12 protein-coding genes are annotated in these 15,732 nt (G+C 71.5%); 7 read left to right on the forward strand and 5 right to left on the reverse strand.

The window, feature by feature from the left end:
- On the reverse strand, positions 1–3,277 hold a 3,277-nt coding region (gene metH, locus ACVV2G_RS26080), incomplete at its 3' end, for a methionine synthase (RefSeq protein WP_453845204.1).
- Between the two features lie 396 nt (positions 3,278–3,673).
- On the opposite strand from metH, the gene ACVV2G_RS26085 reads away from it, so the two are divergent.
- The 6 genes from ACVV2G_RS26085 (at position 3,674) to ACVV2G_RS26110 (ending at position 10,824) form a co-directional block, all read left to right on the forward strand.
- Positions 3,674–4,438 carry an IclR family transcriptional regulator gene (locus ACVV2G_RS26085; RefSeq protein WP_453845205.1) on the forward strand — a complete coding sequence of 255 codons (765 nt, stop codon included), beginning with the start codon at positions 3,674–3,676 and terminating at the stop codon, positions 4,436–4,438.
- 398 nt (positions 4,439–4,836) lie between these two features.
- On the forward strand, positions 4,837–5,631 hold the full coding sequence (locus ACVV2G_RS26090; RefSeq protein ID WP_453845206.1) for an MIP/aquaporin family protein: 795 nt from the start codon (positions 4,837–4,839) through the stop codon (positions 5,629–5,631).
- Positions 5,632–5,716: 85 nt separating this feature from the next.
- On the forward strand, positions 5,717–7,255 hold the full coding sequence (glpK, locus tag ACVV2G_RS26095) for a glycerol kinase GlpK (protein ID WP_453845207.1): 1,539 nt from the start codon (positions 5,717–5,719) through the stop codon (positions 7,253–7,255).
- Between the two features lie 8 nt (positions 7,256–7,263).
- Positions 7,264–8,880 carry a glycerol-3-phosphate dehydrogenase/oxidase gene (locus ACVV2G_RS26100; RefSeq protein ID WP_453845208.1) on the forward strand — a complete coding sequence of 539 codons (1,617 nt, stop codon included), beginning with the start codon at positions 7,264–7,266 and terminating at the stop codon, positions 8,878–8,880.
- Positions 8,881–9,018: 138 nt separating this feature from the next.
- Complete coding sequence (locus tag ACVV2G_RS26105) at positions 9,019–9,690, forward strand: FadR/GntR family transcriptional regulator (protein ID WP_453845313.1); 672 nt, start codon at positions 9,019–9,021, stop codon at positions 9,688–9,690.
- A gap of 150 nt (positions 9,691–9,840) precedes the next feature.
- Positions 9,841–10,824 carry a PAC2 family protein gene (locus tag ACVV2G_RS26110; RefSeq protein ID WP_453845209.1) on the forward strand — a complete coding sequence of 328 codons (984 nt, stop codon included), beginning with the start codon at positions 9,841–9,843 and terminating at the stop codon, positions 10,822–10,824.
- A gap of 70 nt (positions 10,825–10,894) precedes the next feature.
- Here ACVV2G_RS26110 and mshC read toward each other — a convergent pair whose 3' ends face one another.
- The 4 genes from mshC to ACVV2G_RS26130 form a co-directional block, all read right to left on the reverse strand.
- On the reverse strand, positions 10,895–12,124 hold the full coding sequence (mshC, locus tag ACVV2G_RS26115) for a cysteine--1-D-myo-inosityl 2-amino-2-deoxy-alpha-D-glucopyranoside ligase (RefSeq protein ID WP_453845210.1): 1,230 nt from the start codon (positions 12,122–12,124) through the stop codon (positions 10,895–10,897).
- Positions 12,125–12,232: 108 nt separating this feature from the next.
- Positions 12,233–13,063, reverse strand: coding sequence for an SCO1664 family protein (locus ACVV2G_RS26120; protein ID WP_453845211.1), 831 nt, complete (start codon positions 13,061–13,063; stop codon positions 12,233–12,235).
- Positions 13,027–13,617 (reverse strand): DUF3090 domain-containing protein, encoded by a 591-nt coding sequence (locus ACVV2G_RS26125; protein ID WP_053128347.1) that lies wholly within the window; start codon positions 13,615–13,617, stop codon positions 13,027–13,029. Before ACVV2G_RS26125 ends, ACVV2G_RS26120 begins: the two co-directional genes overlap by 37 nt.
- Positions 13,618–13,701: 84 nt before the next feature.
- Positions 13,702–14,388, reverse strand: a complete 687-nt coding sequence (locus ACVV2G_RS26130; protein WP_453845212.1) for a histidine phosphatase family protein — start codon at positions 14,386–14,388, stop codon at positions 13,702–13,704.
- A gap of 61 nt (positions 14,389–14,449) precedes the next feature.
- Between ACVV2G_RS26130 and corA the strand changes: the two genes are divergently transcribed.
- A complete protein-coding gene (gene corA, locus ACVV2G_RS26135; protein ID WP_453845213.1) occupies positions 14,450–15,445 on the forward strand; it encodes a magnesium/cobalt transporter CorA in 996 nt (331 codons plus the stop codon).
- The last annotated feature ends 287 nt before the right edge of the window (positions 15,446–15,732 follow it).

The raw sequence follows: 15,732 nt of genomic DNA on the forward strand, positions 1-15,732 counted from the left end.
CGATGCCCAGCTCGGAGCGCACACGCGCGTGCCAGTATTCGGCGAGGGCTTCGGCGAGTTGGACGGACAGGCCGTGGAGTTCGAGGTAGTCGCGGTAGGCGTTGGCTTCGAACATGCGGGCTGTTTCCTCGCCGATGCGGGAGCCGACGGTGACGATCTGGAAGCCGACGATGTCGGTTTCGCCGGATTCCTCGGGGCGGAAGAAGTCGGCGAGGCACAGGCGTCGGCCGCGGCGCTGGCGGGGGAAGGTGAAGCGGGTGCGTTCGTTGCCCGCTTCGTCGAGGACGATGAGGTCGTCGTCCTTGGAGACGCAGGGGAAGTAGCCGTAGACGACGGCCGCTTCCAGCAGGTTCTCCCTCTGGAGGCGGTCGAGGAGGCCGCGCAGCCGGGGGCGGCCCTCGGTTGCGACGAGTTCCTCGTAGGAGGGTCCTTCGCCGGTGCGGGCCTGTTTCAGGCCCCACTGGCCCTTGAACAGGGCGCCCTCGTCGAGCCAGGAGGCGTATTCCTTGAGCTGGATGCCCTTGATGACGCGGGTGCCGCGGAAGGGCGGGGCGGGGACGGGGTTGTCGGTGGCGACGTCGGAGCGGGCGTGGTCTTCCCCGGGTCGTTCCTCGACTGTCACCGTGGCCGCCCGCACCCGGCGCGGGCGCAGCTGGGGCAGTTGTGCGCCGGGTACGCCGCGTTTGACGCCGATGAGGGCGTCCATCAGGCGCAGGCCCTCGAAGGCGTCGCGGGCGTAGCGGACTTCGCCGTCGTAGATGTCGTGGAGGTCCTGTTCGACGTAGGCGCGGGTGAGGGCGGCGCCGCCGAGGATGACGGGGTAGTCGGCGGCCAGTTGGCGCTGGTTGAGTTCTTCCAGGTTCTCTTTCATGATCACGGTGGATTTGACGAGGAGGCCGGACATGCCGATCACGTCGGCCCGGTGCTCTGCGGCTGCTTCCAGGATCGCGGAGACGGGTTGCTTGATGCCGAGGTTGACGACGGTGTAGCCGTTGTTGGACAGGATGATGTCGACGAGGTTCTTGCCGATGTCGTGGACGTCGCCGCGGACGGTGGCCAGCACGATGGTGCCCTTGCCGTCGTCGTCGGTCTTGTCCATGTGCGGTTCCAGGTGGGCCACCGCGCTCTTCATGACTTCGGCGGACTGGAGGACGAAGGGCAGCTGCATCTGACCGGAGCCGAACAGTTCGCCGACGACTTTCATGCCGTCCAGCAGGGTTTCGTTGACGATGTCGAGGGCCGGGCGTTCCCGGAGGGCTTCGTCCAGGTCCCGTTCCAGGCCGTTCTTCTCGCCGTCGATGATGCGCCGCTTGAGCCGTTCCTCCAGCGGGAGCGCGGCCAGTTCCTGGGACTTGGAGGCCCGCAGTGATGTGGCGGTGGCGCCCTCGAAGAGCTGCATGAGCTTTTGCAGCGGGTCGTAGCCCTCGCGGCGGCGGTCGTGGATCAGGTCCAGGGCGGTGGTGACCTGTTCCTCGTCGAAGCGGGCGATGGGCAGGATCTTGGAGGCGTGCACGATCGCCGAGTCCAGGCCGGCCTTGACGCACTCGTCGAGGAAGACGGAGTTGAGCAGGATGCGGGCGGCCGGGTTGAGGCCGAAGGAGATGTTCGACAGGCCCAGGGTGGTCTGCACCTGCGGGTGGCGGCGTTTGAGTTCGCGGATGCCTTCGAGGGTGGCGATGCCGTCGCCGCGGGACTCCTCCTGGCCGGTGCAGATGGTGAAGGTCAGGCAGTCGACGAGGATGTCCGACTCGTGGATGCCCCAGTTGCCGGTCAGGTCCTCGATCAGCCGTTCGGCGATCTCCACCTTCTTCTCGGCGGTGCGGGCCTGGCCCTCCTCGTCGATGGTCAGCGCGATCAGCGCGGCGCCGTGTTCGCGCGCCAGCCGGGTGACCCTGGCGAAACGGGAGCCGGGGCCGGCCCCGTCCTCGTAGTTGACCGAGTTGATCACCGCGCGGCCGCCGAGCTTCTCCAGCCCGGCGCGGAGCACCTCGACCTCGGTGGAGTCCAGTACGACCGGCAGCGTCGAGGCGGTGGCGAACCGGCCGGCCAGCTCCGCCATGTCGGCCACGCCGTCACGGCCCACGTAGTCCACGCACAGGTCCAGCATGTGCGCACCCTCGCGGATCTGGTCGCGGGCCATCTCCACACAGTCGTCCCAGCGGCCCTCCAGCATCGCCTCGCGGAACTTCCTCGACCCGTTCGCGTTCGTCCGCTCACCGATCGCCAGGTACGACGTGTCCTGCCGGAACGGCACCGACTGGTACAACGAGGCCGCGCCCGGCTCCGGACGGGGGTCCCGTCCGGCCGGCACGGCACCGCGGACCCGCTCCACGACCTGCCGCAGGTGCTCGGGCGTGGTACCGCAGCAGCCGCCCACCAGCGACAGGCCGTACTCACGGACGAACATCTCCTGCGCATCCGCCAGCTCCGGCGCACTCAGCGGGTAGTGGGCCCCGTCCTTGCCCAGGACCGGCAGACCGGCGTTGGGCATGCAGGACAACGGGATACGCGAGTGACGGGCCAGGTAACGCAGATGCTCACTCATCTCCGCCGGACCGGTCGCGCAGTTCAGACCGATCATGTCGATACCCAGCGGCTCCAGCGCGGTCAGGGCGGCGCCGATCTCCGAGCCGAGCAGCATCGTCCCGGTCGTCTCGACCGTCACCGACACGATCACCGGCACCTCCAGACCCAGCGCGTCCAGGGCACGCCGCGCGCCCAGGACGCAGGCCTTGGTCTGGAGCAGGTCCTGCGTCGTCTCCACCAGCAGCGCGTCCGCACCACCCGCCACCAGCCCCTCGGCATTGCGCTGATACGCATCCCGCAGGACGGTGTAGGGGGCGTGGCCCAGCGTGGGGAGCTTGGTACCCGGACCCATCGAGCCCAGCACCCAGCGCTGCCGGCCGTCCCGCGCGGCGAACGCGTCGGCCACCTCACGCGCCACCCGCGCACCCGCCTCCGACAGCTCATGCACCCGCTCGGCAATGTCGTACTCACCCAGCGCCGAATGGTTCGCGCCGAACGTGTTCGTCTCCACACAGTCCACACCAGCCGCGAAATACTCCTCGTGCACCGAACGCACGATGTCGGGCCGGGTCAGATTCAAAACCTCGTTGCAGCCCTCCAACTGCTGGAAATCCTCCAACGAGGGATTCTGCGCCTGCAGCATGGTGCCCATCGCACCATCGGCGACCACCACACGGGTGGCCAGCGCCTCACGCAGGGCGGACACGCGGGTCCGGGTGTCGGCGGACGGGGTGGACGGCGACGAGGCCATGAAGGGGCTCCCTAGGATGCGACGGCTGTCGGCTTTGCGCTGCCCGGAGCCGTCCGCAGGGAACGTCCCGGGGAGAACGCACGCCGTCAGGGTAGCCGGGACCGGGGGCCGGCGGTCGGGGGCGTCCACGACACGGACGGGGACCGGCGGGACGGACGTCCGCCGAAGGAGTGGTCTTCGGGCCGGGGGCGGCCCGGCCGCCGCCCGGTGACGGTCACGCGGCGGGCCGGGAGGGGCCCGCGGGGCGAGGCAGTGGCCACCGGAAGGTGGCCGAAGTGCAACAGTGGCCCACCGACCATTGGCGGGAGATCGGCATCGACCGGTAGTGTTCGACATTGTCGAACGACGTCAGCGACGCCGAGGTCGGCAGTCGAAGGGGACGGAGGCAGTACGTCGATGGCACGGAACATCCAGTCGCTCGAACGGGCGGCCGCGATGCTGCGCCTGCTCGCGGGCGGCGAGCGGCGGCTCGGCCTGTCGGACATCGCCTCGTCGCTGGGACTGGCCAAGGGCACCGCCCACGGCATCCTGCGCACCCTCCAGCAGGAGGGCTTCGTGGAGCAGGACGACGCGTCCGGGCGCTACCAGCTCGGCGCCGAGCTGCTGCGCCTGGGCACGACCTACCTCGACGTGCACGAACTGCGGGCGCGCGCCCTGGTGTGGACGGACGACCTGGCGCGCTCCAGCGGTGAGAGCGTGCACCTCGGCGTCCTGCACCAGCAGGGCGTCCTGATCGTGCACCACGTCTTCCGGCCCGACGACAGCCGGCAGGTCCTGGAGATCGGGGCCATGCAGCCGCTGCACTCCACGGCGCTGGGCAAGGTGCTGTCGGCGTACGACCCGGTCGCGCACAGCGAGGCCCTGGAGGCCGACCGCACGGCGTACACGGACCGGACCGTCTGCGAACCGGACGGGTTCGAGAGCATCCTGGACATCACGCGCGCGCGGGGGTACGCGGCCGACGTCGAGGAGACCTGGGAGGGCGTCGCCTCCATCGCCGCCCCCATCCACGACCGCAGGCGCATGCCGGTCGGCGCGGTCGGCATCACCGGGGCCGTGGAACGGCTGCGCCGGGACGGCGAGCTGCGGCCCGAACTGGTCGCGGCGGTGCGGGACTGCGCCCGCGCGGTGTCGCGGGACCTGGGCGCCGGGCGCTTCTAGGGCGCCCCCGGCCACGGACGCGGGAGCGCGGAACCACGAGTGAGCGACCGGGACGCCCCGCGGCGTCCCGGTCCTCCGCGTCCGCCGCCGCCGGCGCGGCCCGCCCCGCTCTCCGGCCCGAGGCCGACGTACACCTCCCACACCCGCGCGTCCGGCCTCGGGACCGATAACCCATGACGATCAATAACGATCGTACTTTCGATTACGGAACTCTTGACGCACCTGAGCCGCCGGACAAGACTCGCGTCCATCGGTCGGCATTGTCGAACACCTACCGGCAATACGCGTTAGAGTGTGACAACGCCAAGGGCCGCCATCGCTCTCACACCGAGGGCGCCGGAACACCCGGAGGGACCCGGGGGTTCGGCTTCCCTGGACGAAGGACAAAGGAGTCGCGGGTGTCCAGCTCCGACATCTTCATCGGCGAGACCATCGGTACCGCCATACTCATCCTGCTCGGCGGCGGCGTCTGCGCCGCCGTGACGCTCAAGGCCTCCAAGGCGCGCAACGCCGGCTGGGTCGCCATCACCTTCGGGTGGGGCTTCGCCGTCATGACGGCGGCGTACATCGCGAGCCCGCTCTCCGGAGCCCACCTCAACCCCGCCGTCACGGTCGGCATCGCGATCAAGGACGGTGACTGGAGCAACACCCCGGCGTACTTCGCGGGCCAGCTCCTCGGCGCCATGATCGGCGCGGTCCTGGTCTGGATCGCCTACTACGGCCAGTTCCAGGCCCACCTCACCGACCGGGAGATCGTCGGCGACCCGGGCACGCGGGACACGGCCGCCAAGTCCGTCGAGGCCCAGGAGAAGGCCGCCGGACCCGTCCTGGGCGTCTTCTCCACCGGCCCGGAGATCCGGCACACGGTCCAGAACCTCGCCACCGAGATCATCGGCACCTTCGTCCTGCTGCTCGCCATCCTGACCCAGGGCCTGAACGACGCGGGCAACGGCCTCGGCGTCCTGGGCGTTTTGATCACCGCGTTCGTCGTGGTCTCGATCGGTCTGTCCCTCGGCGGCCCGACGGGCTACGCGATCAACCCGGTGCGCGACCTCGGCCCGCGCATCGTGCACGCCCTGCTGCCCCTGCCCAACAAGGGCGGCTCCGACTGGGCCTACGCCTGGATACCGGTCGCCGGTCCGCTGATCGGCGGTGCGATCGCCGGAGGTGTCTACAACGTCGCGTTCGCCTGAGCGGGCCTCCGCTCGGCCATCATCGAGCCGCAGTACTCGCGCCGTACACACCGACCGCCACACCACCGAACCCCAGGAGCACACAGTGACCGACGCTCACACCGCAGGCCCCTTCATCGCCGCGATCGACCAGGGCACGACCTCCTCCCGCTGCATCGTCTTCGACCGCGACGGACGCATCGTCTCCGTCGACCAGAAGGAGCACGAGCAGATCTTCCCCAAGCCGGGCTGGGTCGAGCACGACGCCACCGAGATCTGGACCAACGTCCAGGAGGTCGTCGCCGGGGCCGTCGAGAAGGCCGGCATCACCCGCGACGACATCAAGGCCATCGGCATCACCAACCAGCGCGAGACCACGCTGGTCTGGGACAGGAACACCGGTGAGCCCGTCCACAACGCCATCGTCTGGCAGGACACCCGCACCGACGCCCTGTGCCGGGAACTCGGCCGCAACGTCGGCCAGGACCGCTTCCGCCGCGAGACCGGCCTGCCCCTGGCCTCCTATTTCGCCGGGCCCAAGGCCCGCTGGCTGCTGGACAACGTCGACGGCCTGCGCGAGCGCGCCGAGGCGGGCGACCTGCTCTTCGGCACCATGGACAGCTGGGTCATCTGGAACCTGACGGGCGGTACCGACGGCGGCAGGCACGTCACCGACGTCACCAACGCCTCCCGCACCATGCTGATGAACCTGCACACCATGCAGTGGGACGCGAAGATCGCCGAGTCCATCGGCGTGCCGACGCAGATGCTCCCCGAGATCCGCTCCTCCGCCGAGGTCTACGGCGAGATCAAGGGCGGCAGGCTGGGCGAGCTGCTCGGCGGCATCCCGGTCGCCTCCGCCCTCGGCGACCAGCAGGCGGCCCTGTTCGGCCAGACCTGCTTCTCCGAGGGCGAGACGAAGTCGACGTACGGCACCGGCACCTTCATGGTGATGAACACCGGTGACAAGCTCATCAACTCGTACTCGGGCCTGCTGACCACGGTCGGCTACAAGATCGGCGACCAGGACACGGTCTACGCCCTGGAGGGCTCGATCGCCGTCACCGGTTCGCTGGTGCAGTGGATGCGCGACCAGATGGGCCTGATCTCCACCGCCGCCGAGATCGAGACGCTGGCGATGCAGGTCGAGGACAACGGCGGCGCCTACTTCGTCCCGGCCTTCTCCGGCCTGTTCGCCCCGTACTGGCGCTCCGACGCCCGCGGTGTGATCGCCGGCCTGACCCGGTACGTCACCAAGGCGCACCTCGCGCGCGCCGTCCTGGAGGCCACCGCCTGGCAGACGCGGGAGATCGCGGACGCCATGACGAAGGACTCCGGTGTGGAGCTGACCGCCCTCAAGGTCGACGGCGGCATGACCTCCAACAACCTGCTGATGCAGACCCTCGCCGACTTCGTGGACGCCCCCGTGGTGCGCCCGATGGTCGCCGAGACCACCTGCCTCGGCGCCGCCTACGCCGCCGGTCTCGCCGTCGGCTTCTGGAACAGCACCGACGACCTGCGCGCCAACTGGCGGCGGGCCGCCGAGTGGACCCCCCGCATGGACGCGGAGATCCGCGACCGTGAGTACAAGAGCTGGCTCAAGGCCGTCGAGCGGACCATGGGCTGGCTCGAGGACGAGGAGTAAGAACCACCATGACCACTCAGTCCACCCTGCAGTCCGTGCCTGCCCTGGGGACCCACCCGGCCTCCGGCTCGAACCCGAGCCGGGCCGAGACCCGGGAGCAGCTCTCCAAGGCGTCGTACGACCTTCTCGTGATCGGCGGCGGCATCCTCGGCATCTCCACCGCCTGGCACGCCGCGCAGTCCGGCCTCAGGGTGGCCGTGGTCGACGCCGGCGACTTCGCCGGTGCCACCTCCTCCGCCTCCTCCAAGCTGCTCCACGGCGGTCTGCGCTACCTGCAGACCGGCGCGGTGAAGCTGGTGGCGGAGAACCACTTCGAGCGCCGTGCGGTCTCCCGCCAGGTGGCCCCCCACCTGGCGAACCCGCTCACCTTCTACCTCCCCGTGTACAAGGGCGGGCCGCACGGCGCGGCGAAGCTGGGCGCCGGCGTCTTCGCGTACTCGGCGCTGTCCGCCTTCGGTGACGGCGTCGGCCACCTGCTCTCGCCGGCCAAGGCCGCGCAGGACGTGCCGGAGCTGCGCACCGACAACCTCAAGGCCGTGGCCGTGTACGGCGACGACCAGATGAACGACGCCCGCATGGCGCTGATGACCGTCCGCGCGGCGGCCGAGTCCGGCGCGGTCGTCCTCAACCACGCCGAGGTGACCGGCCTGCGCTTCACCAAGGGCCGGGTGACCGGCGCCGAGCTGAAGGACCGGCTGACCGGCGCCGAGTTCGGGGTGAACGCCCGCCTGGTGCTCAACGCCACCGGCCCCTGGGTCGACCACCTGCGCCGGATGGAGGACCCGGACGCCGCCCCGTCCATCCGCCTGTCGAAGGGCGCGCACCTGGTCCTCAAGCGCACCGCGCCCTGGAAGGCCGCGCTGGCCACCCCGATCGACAAGTACCGCATCACCTTCGCCCTCCCCTGGGAGGACATGCTGCTGCTCGGCACGACCGACGAGGAGTTCGAGGGCGACCCGGCGGACGTCGCGGTCAACGACAAGGACATCACCCAGATCCTCGACGAGGCCGCGTTCTCCATCCGCGACCAGCAGCTCGACCGGGACCTGATCACGTACTCCTTCGCGGGTCTGCGTGTGCTGCCGGGCGGCCCCGGTGACACGGCGAAGGCCAAGCGCGAGACGGTCGTCACCGAGGGCCGGGGCGGCATGCTGTCCGTCGCGGGCGGCAAGTGGACCACCTTCCGCCACATCGGCCGCACCGTCATGAAGCAGCTGGAGACACTGCCGGGCCACCCGCTGGGCGACGACTTCGAGCCGATCGCCTCGCTGCCGAAGAAGCTGCCGCTGCCCGGCGTCGCCAACCCGCGTGCGGTCGCCCACCGGCTGCTGGTCGACGGCCCCGCGCCCGGGCCGCGCATGGCGGCGGACACCGCCAGGCACCTGGCCACGCACTACGGCTCGCTGGCCTTCGACATCGCCCGGCTCGCGAACGAGAACCCGGAGCTGGGAGAGCGGGTTCACCCGGACGCCCCGGAGATCTGGGCGCAGGTCGTGTGGGCACGGGACCACGAGTGGGCCGAGACGCAGGACGACGTGCTGCGCCGCCGCACGACGCTGACGATCCGCGGCCTCGCCACGGACGACGTCCGCGCCAAGGTCCAGGACCTGCTCGACCGGAAGTAGGACCGCCTCCGGCGCACGCGACCGCACGTCCGCCGCCCCACCGCCGCACCGGCCGGTGGGGCGGTGGGCCCGGAGACCCCCATAATGTCCTGGAGACATCGGATGTCTGAGCGCATCCCGGACACAGGGAGGTCGGCCGTGGCGGTCACCGACGAGGCGATCGAGAAGATCAAGGACATGATCGTCTCCGGCGCCCTGCGGCCGGGCGACCGGCTGCCCAGGGAGAGCGAGCTGGCCGCCGGCCTCGGGCTGTCCCGCAACTCCCTGCGCGAGGCCGTACGCGCGCTGTCCCTGATCCGGATCCTGGACGTGCGCCAGGGCGACGGCACGTACGTCACCAGCCTGGACCCGCAACTGCTGCTGGAGGCCCTCAGCTTCGTCGTCGACTTCCACCGCGACGACACGGTGCTGGAGTTCCTCGCCGTGCGCCGCATGCTGGAGCCGGCCGCGACCGCGATGGCGGCCCTGCGGATCGGCGAACGGGAACTGGACGCCCTCGGAACCCGGCTGGACGCCCTCGGAACCGAACCGTCGGTGGAGGAACTGGTCGCCTGCGACCTGGAGTTCCACCGGGCCGTCGCCGGAGCGTCGGGCAACTCGGTGCTCTGCTCCCTCCTCGACGGTCTGTCCGGGCCCACCACCCGGGCCCGGGTCTGGCGCGGAATCACCCAGGAGGACGCGGTCGGCCGCACCCTGCACGAGCACCGCGCGATCCTGACCGCCCTGCGCGACCGGGACGCGGAGGCCGCGCGGGCGTGGGCGACGGTGCACATCGCGTCCGTGGAGCAGTGGCTGCGCTCCACTCTCTGATCACCTGGGGCCCGGTGGCACGGCGGGTGTCCGGGCACCGGGGACGGGGCAGTGATCCGTTCACCGCCCCGCGCAAGGGGGCTGCGGAGGGCCCCTCTGCACGCCGTAAGGTTGGGGGGTACGCGAGGGCACGTCGGAAGGAGGCGCTGGGTGATCGAGCTCGAGGGGGTTCCCGAGCTGGTCGACCCGGTCATGGTGGCCGCGTTCGAGGGCTGGAACGATGCCGGCGACGCCGCCTCCACCGCGGTCGCGCATCTCGACAGGGAGTGGAAGGGCGAGGTGTTCGCGGCGCTGGACGCCGAGGACTACTACGACTTCCAGGTCAACCGGCCCACGGTGTTCATCGAGGACGGCGTCCGCAGGATCACCTGGCCGACGACCAGACTGTCGGTGGTCCGGGTCGGCGGCGACAAACCGCGCGACCTCGTCCTGGTCCGCGGCATCGAACCGTCCATGCGCTGGCGCTCGTTCTGCAACGAACTGCTCGGCTTCGCCCACGAGCTGGGCGTCGAGCTGGTGGTCGTCCTGGGCGCCCTGCTGGGCGACACCCCGCACACCCGTCCGGTCCCGATCAGCGGGACCACGTCGGACGCCGACCTGGCCCGGCGCATGGACCTGGAGGAGACCAAGTACGAGGGGCCCACCGGCATCGTCGGCATCCTCCAGGAGGCGTGCACGCACGCGGGCGTACCGGCCGTGTCGCTGTGGGCCGCGGTGCCGCACTACGTGTCGCAGCCGCCGAACCCGAAGGCCACGCTGGCCCTGCTGAACCGGCTGGAGGACCTGATCGGCATCCGCGTCCCGCTGGGCGAGCTGCCCGAGGACGCCCGTGCCTGGCAGGTCGGGGTGGACCAGCTCGCCGCCGAGGACAGCGAGGTCGCCGAGTACGTCCAGTCGCTGGAGGAGGCCCGGGACACCGCGGAGCTGCCGGAGGCGTCGGGCGAGGCGATCGCCCGCGAGTTCGAGCGGTACCTGCGGCGCCGGGACGGCTCCGGACCGGGTGGACACGCCACGGCGGACGGCGGCGACGGCACGCCCGGGACGCCGCACCTGCGGGGCGGCCCGAGCGGACGGTCCCGCCCGCCGAGGCCGCCGAAGACGAGCGGTGACGACGAGGAGTCGTCGGAGGACTGAGCAGGCGCAGAAGGACGAGGAACAGGGGTGCTTCCCGCGGGAAGCACCCCTGTTCTCCTACGCGCGCGCCTTACAGGGCGACGCCGAGCAGCGCGTCGACGGCGCGGGAGACGACGCCGGGGGCGCCGATGTCCGTGCCGCCGTTCTCCTGCTGGAGCGCCGCCCAGCGGTCGACGGCGTCCAGCGCGGCCGGGGAGTCCAGGTCGTCGGCGAGCGCCGCGCGGATCTCCTCGACGAGGGCCTCGGCGGGCGGGCCGTCGGGCCGGGAGACCGCGGCGCGCCAGCGCTCCAGCCGGTCCACGGCGTCCCGCAGCACCTGGTCGGTCCACTGCCAGTCGGAGCGGTAGTGGTGGGCGAGGAGCGTGAGCCGGACGGCGGCCGGGTCGACGCCCTCGCGCCGTAGCTCCGACACGAAGACGAGGTTGCCCTTGGACTTCGACATCTTCTCGCCGTCGAGACCGACCATGCCGGCGTGGACGTAGGCCTTGGCCATGGGGAACTCGCCGGTGAGCGCCTGGGCGTGCGAGGCGCCCATCTCGTGGTGCGGGAAGACGAGGTCGGAGCCGCCGCCCTGGACGTCGAAGCCCATGCCGAGGTGGTCGAGGGCGATGGCCACGCACTCGATGTGCCAGCCGGGGCGTCCGCGGCCGAGCGATCCGCCGTCCCAGCTGGGCTCGCCCTCGCGGGCCGCCATCCACAGCATCGGGTCGAGCGGGTTCTTCTTGCCCGGCCGGTCCGGGTCGCCGCCCCGCTCGGCGGAGAGCAGGCGCATGGCGGCGGCGTCCAGGTGCGAGACGCCGCCGAAGTGCGGATCGGACTCGACGGAGAAGTAGGTGTCGCCCTCCAGCTCGTAGGCCGCGCCGATGTCGCGCAGCCGCTCGACGAGCGGCACGATCCCGGGTATGGCCTCGACGGCGCCTATGTACTGCTGGGGCGGGAGCATCCGCAGCGCCGTCATGTCCTCGCGGAAGAGGGCGGTCTCCTGCTCGGCGAGGGCGGTCCAGTCGAGGCCGTCGCGGTTGGCCCGCTCCAGCAGCGGATCGTCGACGTCGGTGACGTTCTGGACGTAGTGAACCTGCCGCTTGTTGTCGAGCCACACGCGCTGCACGAGGTCGAACGCGTTGTAGGTCGCCGCGTGCCCCATGTGGGTGGCGTCGTACGGCGTGATGCCGCAGACGTAGAGGCGGGCGACGGGACCGGGGGCGAGGGTGACCAGGCCGCCGGTCGCGGTGTCGTGGATCCTCAGGTCGCGACCCTGACCAGGCAGGGCGGGGACCTCGGAAGCGGGCCAGGCATGCATGTCATGAGCCTAACCGGACGGATGTTCCGTGCACGAACCGGACCGGTCCGGATGGCTGGTGAGGCGCTCTTGCGCGACACCGGTCCTCGTGCCTGCCGCGACGGGTGGTCAGACCGGCGGCCAGGGGATGGCCGGCCACTCCCCGCTCGGCTCGGGGTGCCGCCCGGAGGCCAGCAGGGCGTCGACCCGCGCGCGCGTGGCGTCGAGTTCGGCGGGGGTGATCAGCGCGGCGAGCCGGTGCGCCAGGGCGCTGCCGTCCTTCAGCGCCTTGCCGAGGGCGTCGAGCACCGCCAGGGCCTCCTCGGTGAGCGACTCGCCCGCCCAGCCCCACAGCAGGGTCCGCAGCTTGTTCTCGGCGTGGAAGGTCACCCCGTGGTCGATGCCGTACAGGCGCTCGCCGGCCGCGGGCAGCAGGTGGCCGCCCTTGCGGTCGGCGTTGTTGAGTACGGCGTCCAGGACGGCGAGCCGGCGCAACCGCTCGTCGTCGGCGTGCACGAGCAGCGCGGTGCGGCCCTCGTCCACCTCCGCGAGGGCGACGGCCTTCCAGCCGGGGCCGGGCTCTTCTGCGTCCACGAGGGCGAGGAGTTCCGTCTGCGGCTCCGCCTCGATCCACAGCTGGACCATGCCCTCGCCGTACGGCCCGTCGCGCAGCACGGTGGGCGGCACGAGGCCCCAGCCGGTGGCTTCGGCGACCTCGTAGGCGGCGACCTCGCGCTGGGCGAGGGTGCCGTCGGGGAAGTCCCACAGGGGCCGCTCGCCGGCGACCGGCTTGTAGACGCAGGCCGCCTCCCGTCCCCCGTACGCCACGGTGCAGTACAGCGCCGCGTTGGAGGCGTCACGGATGCGTCCGCGCACGGCCAGCTCGCCCCGGGCGAGCAGCTCGGCGTCCGCCGCGTCGGCGGTCACGCTCCGCGGCGGTATCCGTTCTGGCGCGGACATACGTGTCCTTCCGGATCGAGCGGGAGGCTGCACAGCGGGCACGGCGGCCGCCCGGCGTTGACGACGTCGAGGGCGCGCTTGGCGAAGGCCCTGGCCTGCGCGCCGGTGAGGCGGACCCGGAGCATCGGGGGGCCGTTCTCCTCGTCCTGCAGGAGCCGCTCCTCGGCCTCCGCCAGGTCCTCCTCGGACTCGGCGTCCAGCTCGACGAGGGCCTGCGCCTCGACGATCATGCGCTGGTCCTCGCCGTCCCAGGCCAGCGCCATGGTGCCGACCCTGAACTCCTCCTCGACGGGGGTGTCCAGCGGGGCGGTGTCGGCGGGCTCCGTGGGCGCCACGGCCGGGACGGCGGTACTGCCCCCGCTGCGCCGTACGACCTCGTCGAGGAGCTCGTCCATGCGCTCGGCGAGAGCGGCGACCTGGGTCTTCTCCAGGGCCACGCTCGTGACCCGGGAGCCCGCGGTGGCCTGGAGGAAGAACGTACGGCGCCCGGGCAGTCCGACCGTACCGGCCACGAAACGTTCCGGTTGGTCGTAGAGGAACACCTGACGGGACACGTCCTGTCTCCATGAGAAGTCGTAAGAAGCGGGAAGGCGGGGTCGGTCACTGCTGCGATCGCTTCACCCTACTGCGGCCGACGATCACGGTGCGCCCGCACCACCACCGACCGGGGCCTCGTCGCCCGGCGGCTCCTCCCGCGGGGCCAGGGAGGCGAAGTCACCGGTGTCGCCCAGGCGGACGAGGAACGGGCGCAGGCGGGTGTAGCGGATCGCGGTGACGGAGCAGGGCTCGACGGAGATGCGCTGGAAGAGGTCGAGGTGCAGGCCGAGCGCCTCCGCGACGAGGGACTTGATGATGTCGCCGTGGGAGCACATGAGGTAGACGGCGTCGGCACCGTGATCGCGCTCCACGCGCGCGTTCCACTCGCGCACCGCCTCGGCGGCGCGGGTCTGCATGGCGCGCATCGACTCGCCGCCGGGGAACGCGGCGGCGGAGGGGTGCGCCTGCACCACCTCCATCAGCGGCTCGTCCCCGAGTTCGGCGAGCTTGCGGCCGGACCAGTCGCCGTAGTGGCACTCCCCGATGCGTTCGTCGGTGTGGGCGCGCAGTCCGGGGCGGGCGTCGAGCAGGGGCCGGATCGTCTCCTGGCACCGCTGCAGCGGGCTGGCGACGACCTCGGTGAGCGGCAGGGCGTCGAGCCGCCCGGGCAGTGCGGCGGCCTGTGCGGCGCCGCGTTCGTCGAGGGCGACGCCGGGCGTCCAGCCGGCGAGCAGCCCCTCGGTGTTGGCGGTGGACCGTCCGTGCCTAACCAGGATCAGCGTGGGCATGCGGCCAGGGTAGGCGCACGGCGCGGTGCCGGGGCGCCGGGGCGGAGGGAGAACGCGTTCGGTGATCGTCGACTGTGCCATCTACCGGGAGGGGCGCCGCGCGGACGGGCCCGAGGACTTCTCCGACGCGCTCGGCGAGGCGCGGGCCGCGGGCGGCTTCGTCTGGATCGGGCTGCACGAGCCGACGGAGGAGGAGTTCGACCTGGTCACGCAGGAGTTCGAACTGCATCCGCTGGCGGTGGAGGACGCCCTGAAGGCGCACCAGCGGCCCAAGCTGGAGGTGTACGAGGACTCGCTCTTCGCCGTCCTCAAGCCGGTGGTCTACGAACCGGAGAGCGACGCCGTCTCCACCGGCGAACTCATGATCTTCCTGGGCGACGCCTTCGTGGTCGTCGTCCGGCACGGCGAGGGCGCCCCGCTCAAGGCCGTACGGCAGCGTCTGGAGCAGGAACCCGAGCTGCTCGGGAACGGCCCCACCGCGGTGCTGTACGCGCTGGCGGACGCAGCCGTCGACCACTACCTGGACGTGGCGGTCGAGCTGCAGAACGACCTGGAGGAGCTGGAGGCCGAGGTCTTCTCGCCGGACGGCGGCGGCTCGCGGCACACCGCGTCCCGGATCTACACCTTCAAGCGGCAGATCCTGGAGTTCCGGCGGGCGACCGGTCCGCTGGCGCCGCCCGTGGAGAAGCTGGCCGGGACGGGGGTGTTCGGCGGCGGGGTGCCGTTCGTCGACGACAGGGCGCGGCCCTTCTTCCGGGACGTGAGCGACCACCTCGAACGGGTCAACGAGTCCGTGGAGGGCCTGGACCGGCTGGTCTCGGACATCCTGTCGGCCCATCTGGCGCAGACGAGCGTCCGGCAGAACGACGACATGCGGAAGATCTCCGCGTGGGCGGCCATGGCGGCGATTCCCACGATGGTCGCGGGGGTGTACGGCATGAACTTCGAGCACATGCCGGAGCTGCACTGGGAGTGGGGCTACCCGGCGGTGATCGTGGTGATGGCCGTGCTGGAGGTGCTGCTGTACCGGACGTTCAAGAACCGGGGCTGGCTGTAGCGGGCGAAGGACGGGCCCGGCCCCCCAGGCGGTCTCCGGGACCGCGGTCGCGGGTCCGCCGAGCGCGTCGCGCGGCCAAGCGCGGGCGGCGGGTGCGGCGCCAGGTGCGGCGACAGGTGCGGCGGACGAGTCCGCCGGCCGGGGGACGGCCGGGAGCCGGGCGAGGCGTAACCGGAGGCGCGTGGGCGCGTTGTTACCCGTGACGGCCGTGGCGGGGAAGACCCCCGAGCCCCCACCACGGCCGCAGACATCCACAGCGGGCCTTCCAGGGCCCGTCACGGCAGGCC

The organism is Streptomyces sp. JK94 (assembly GCF_053613315.1).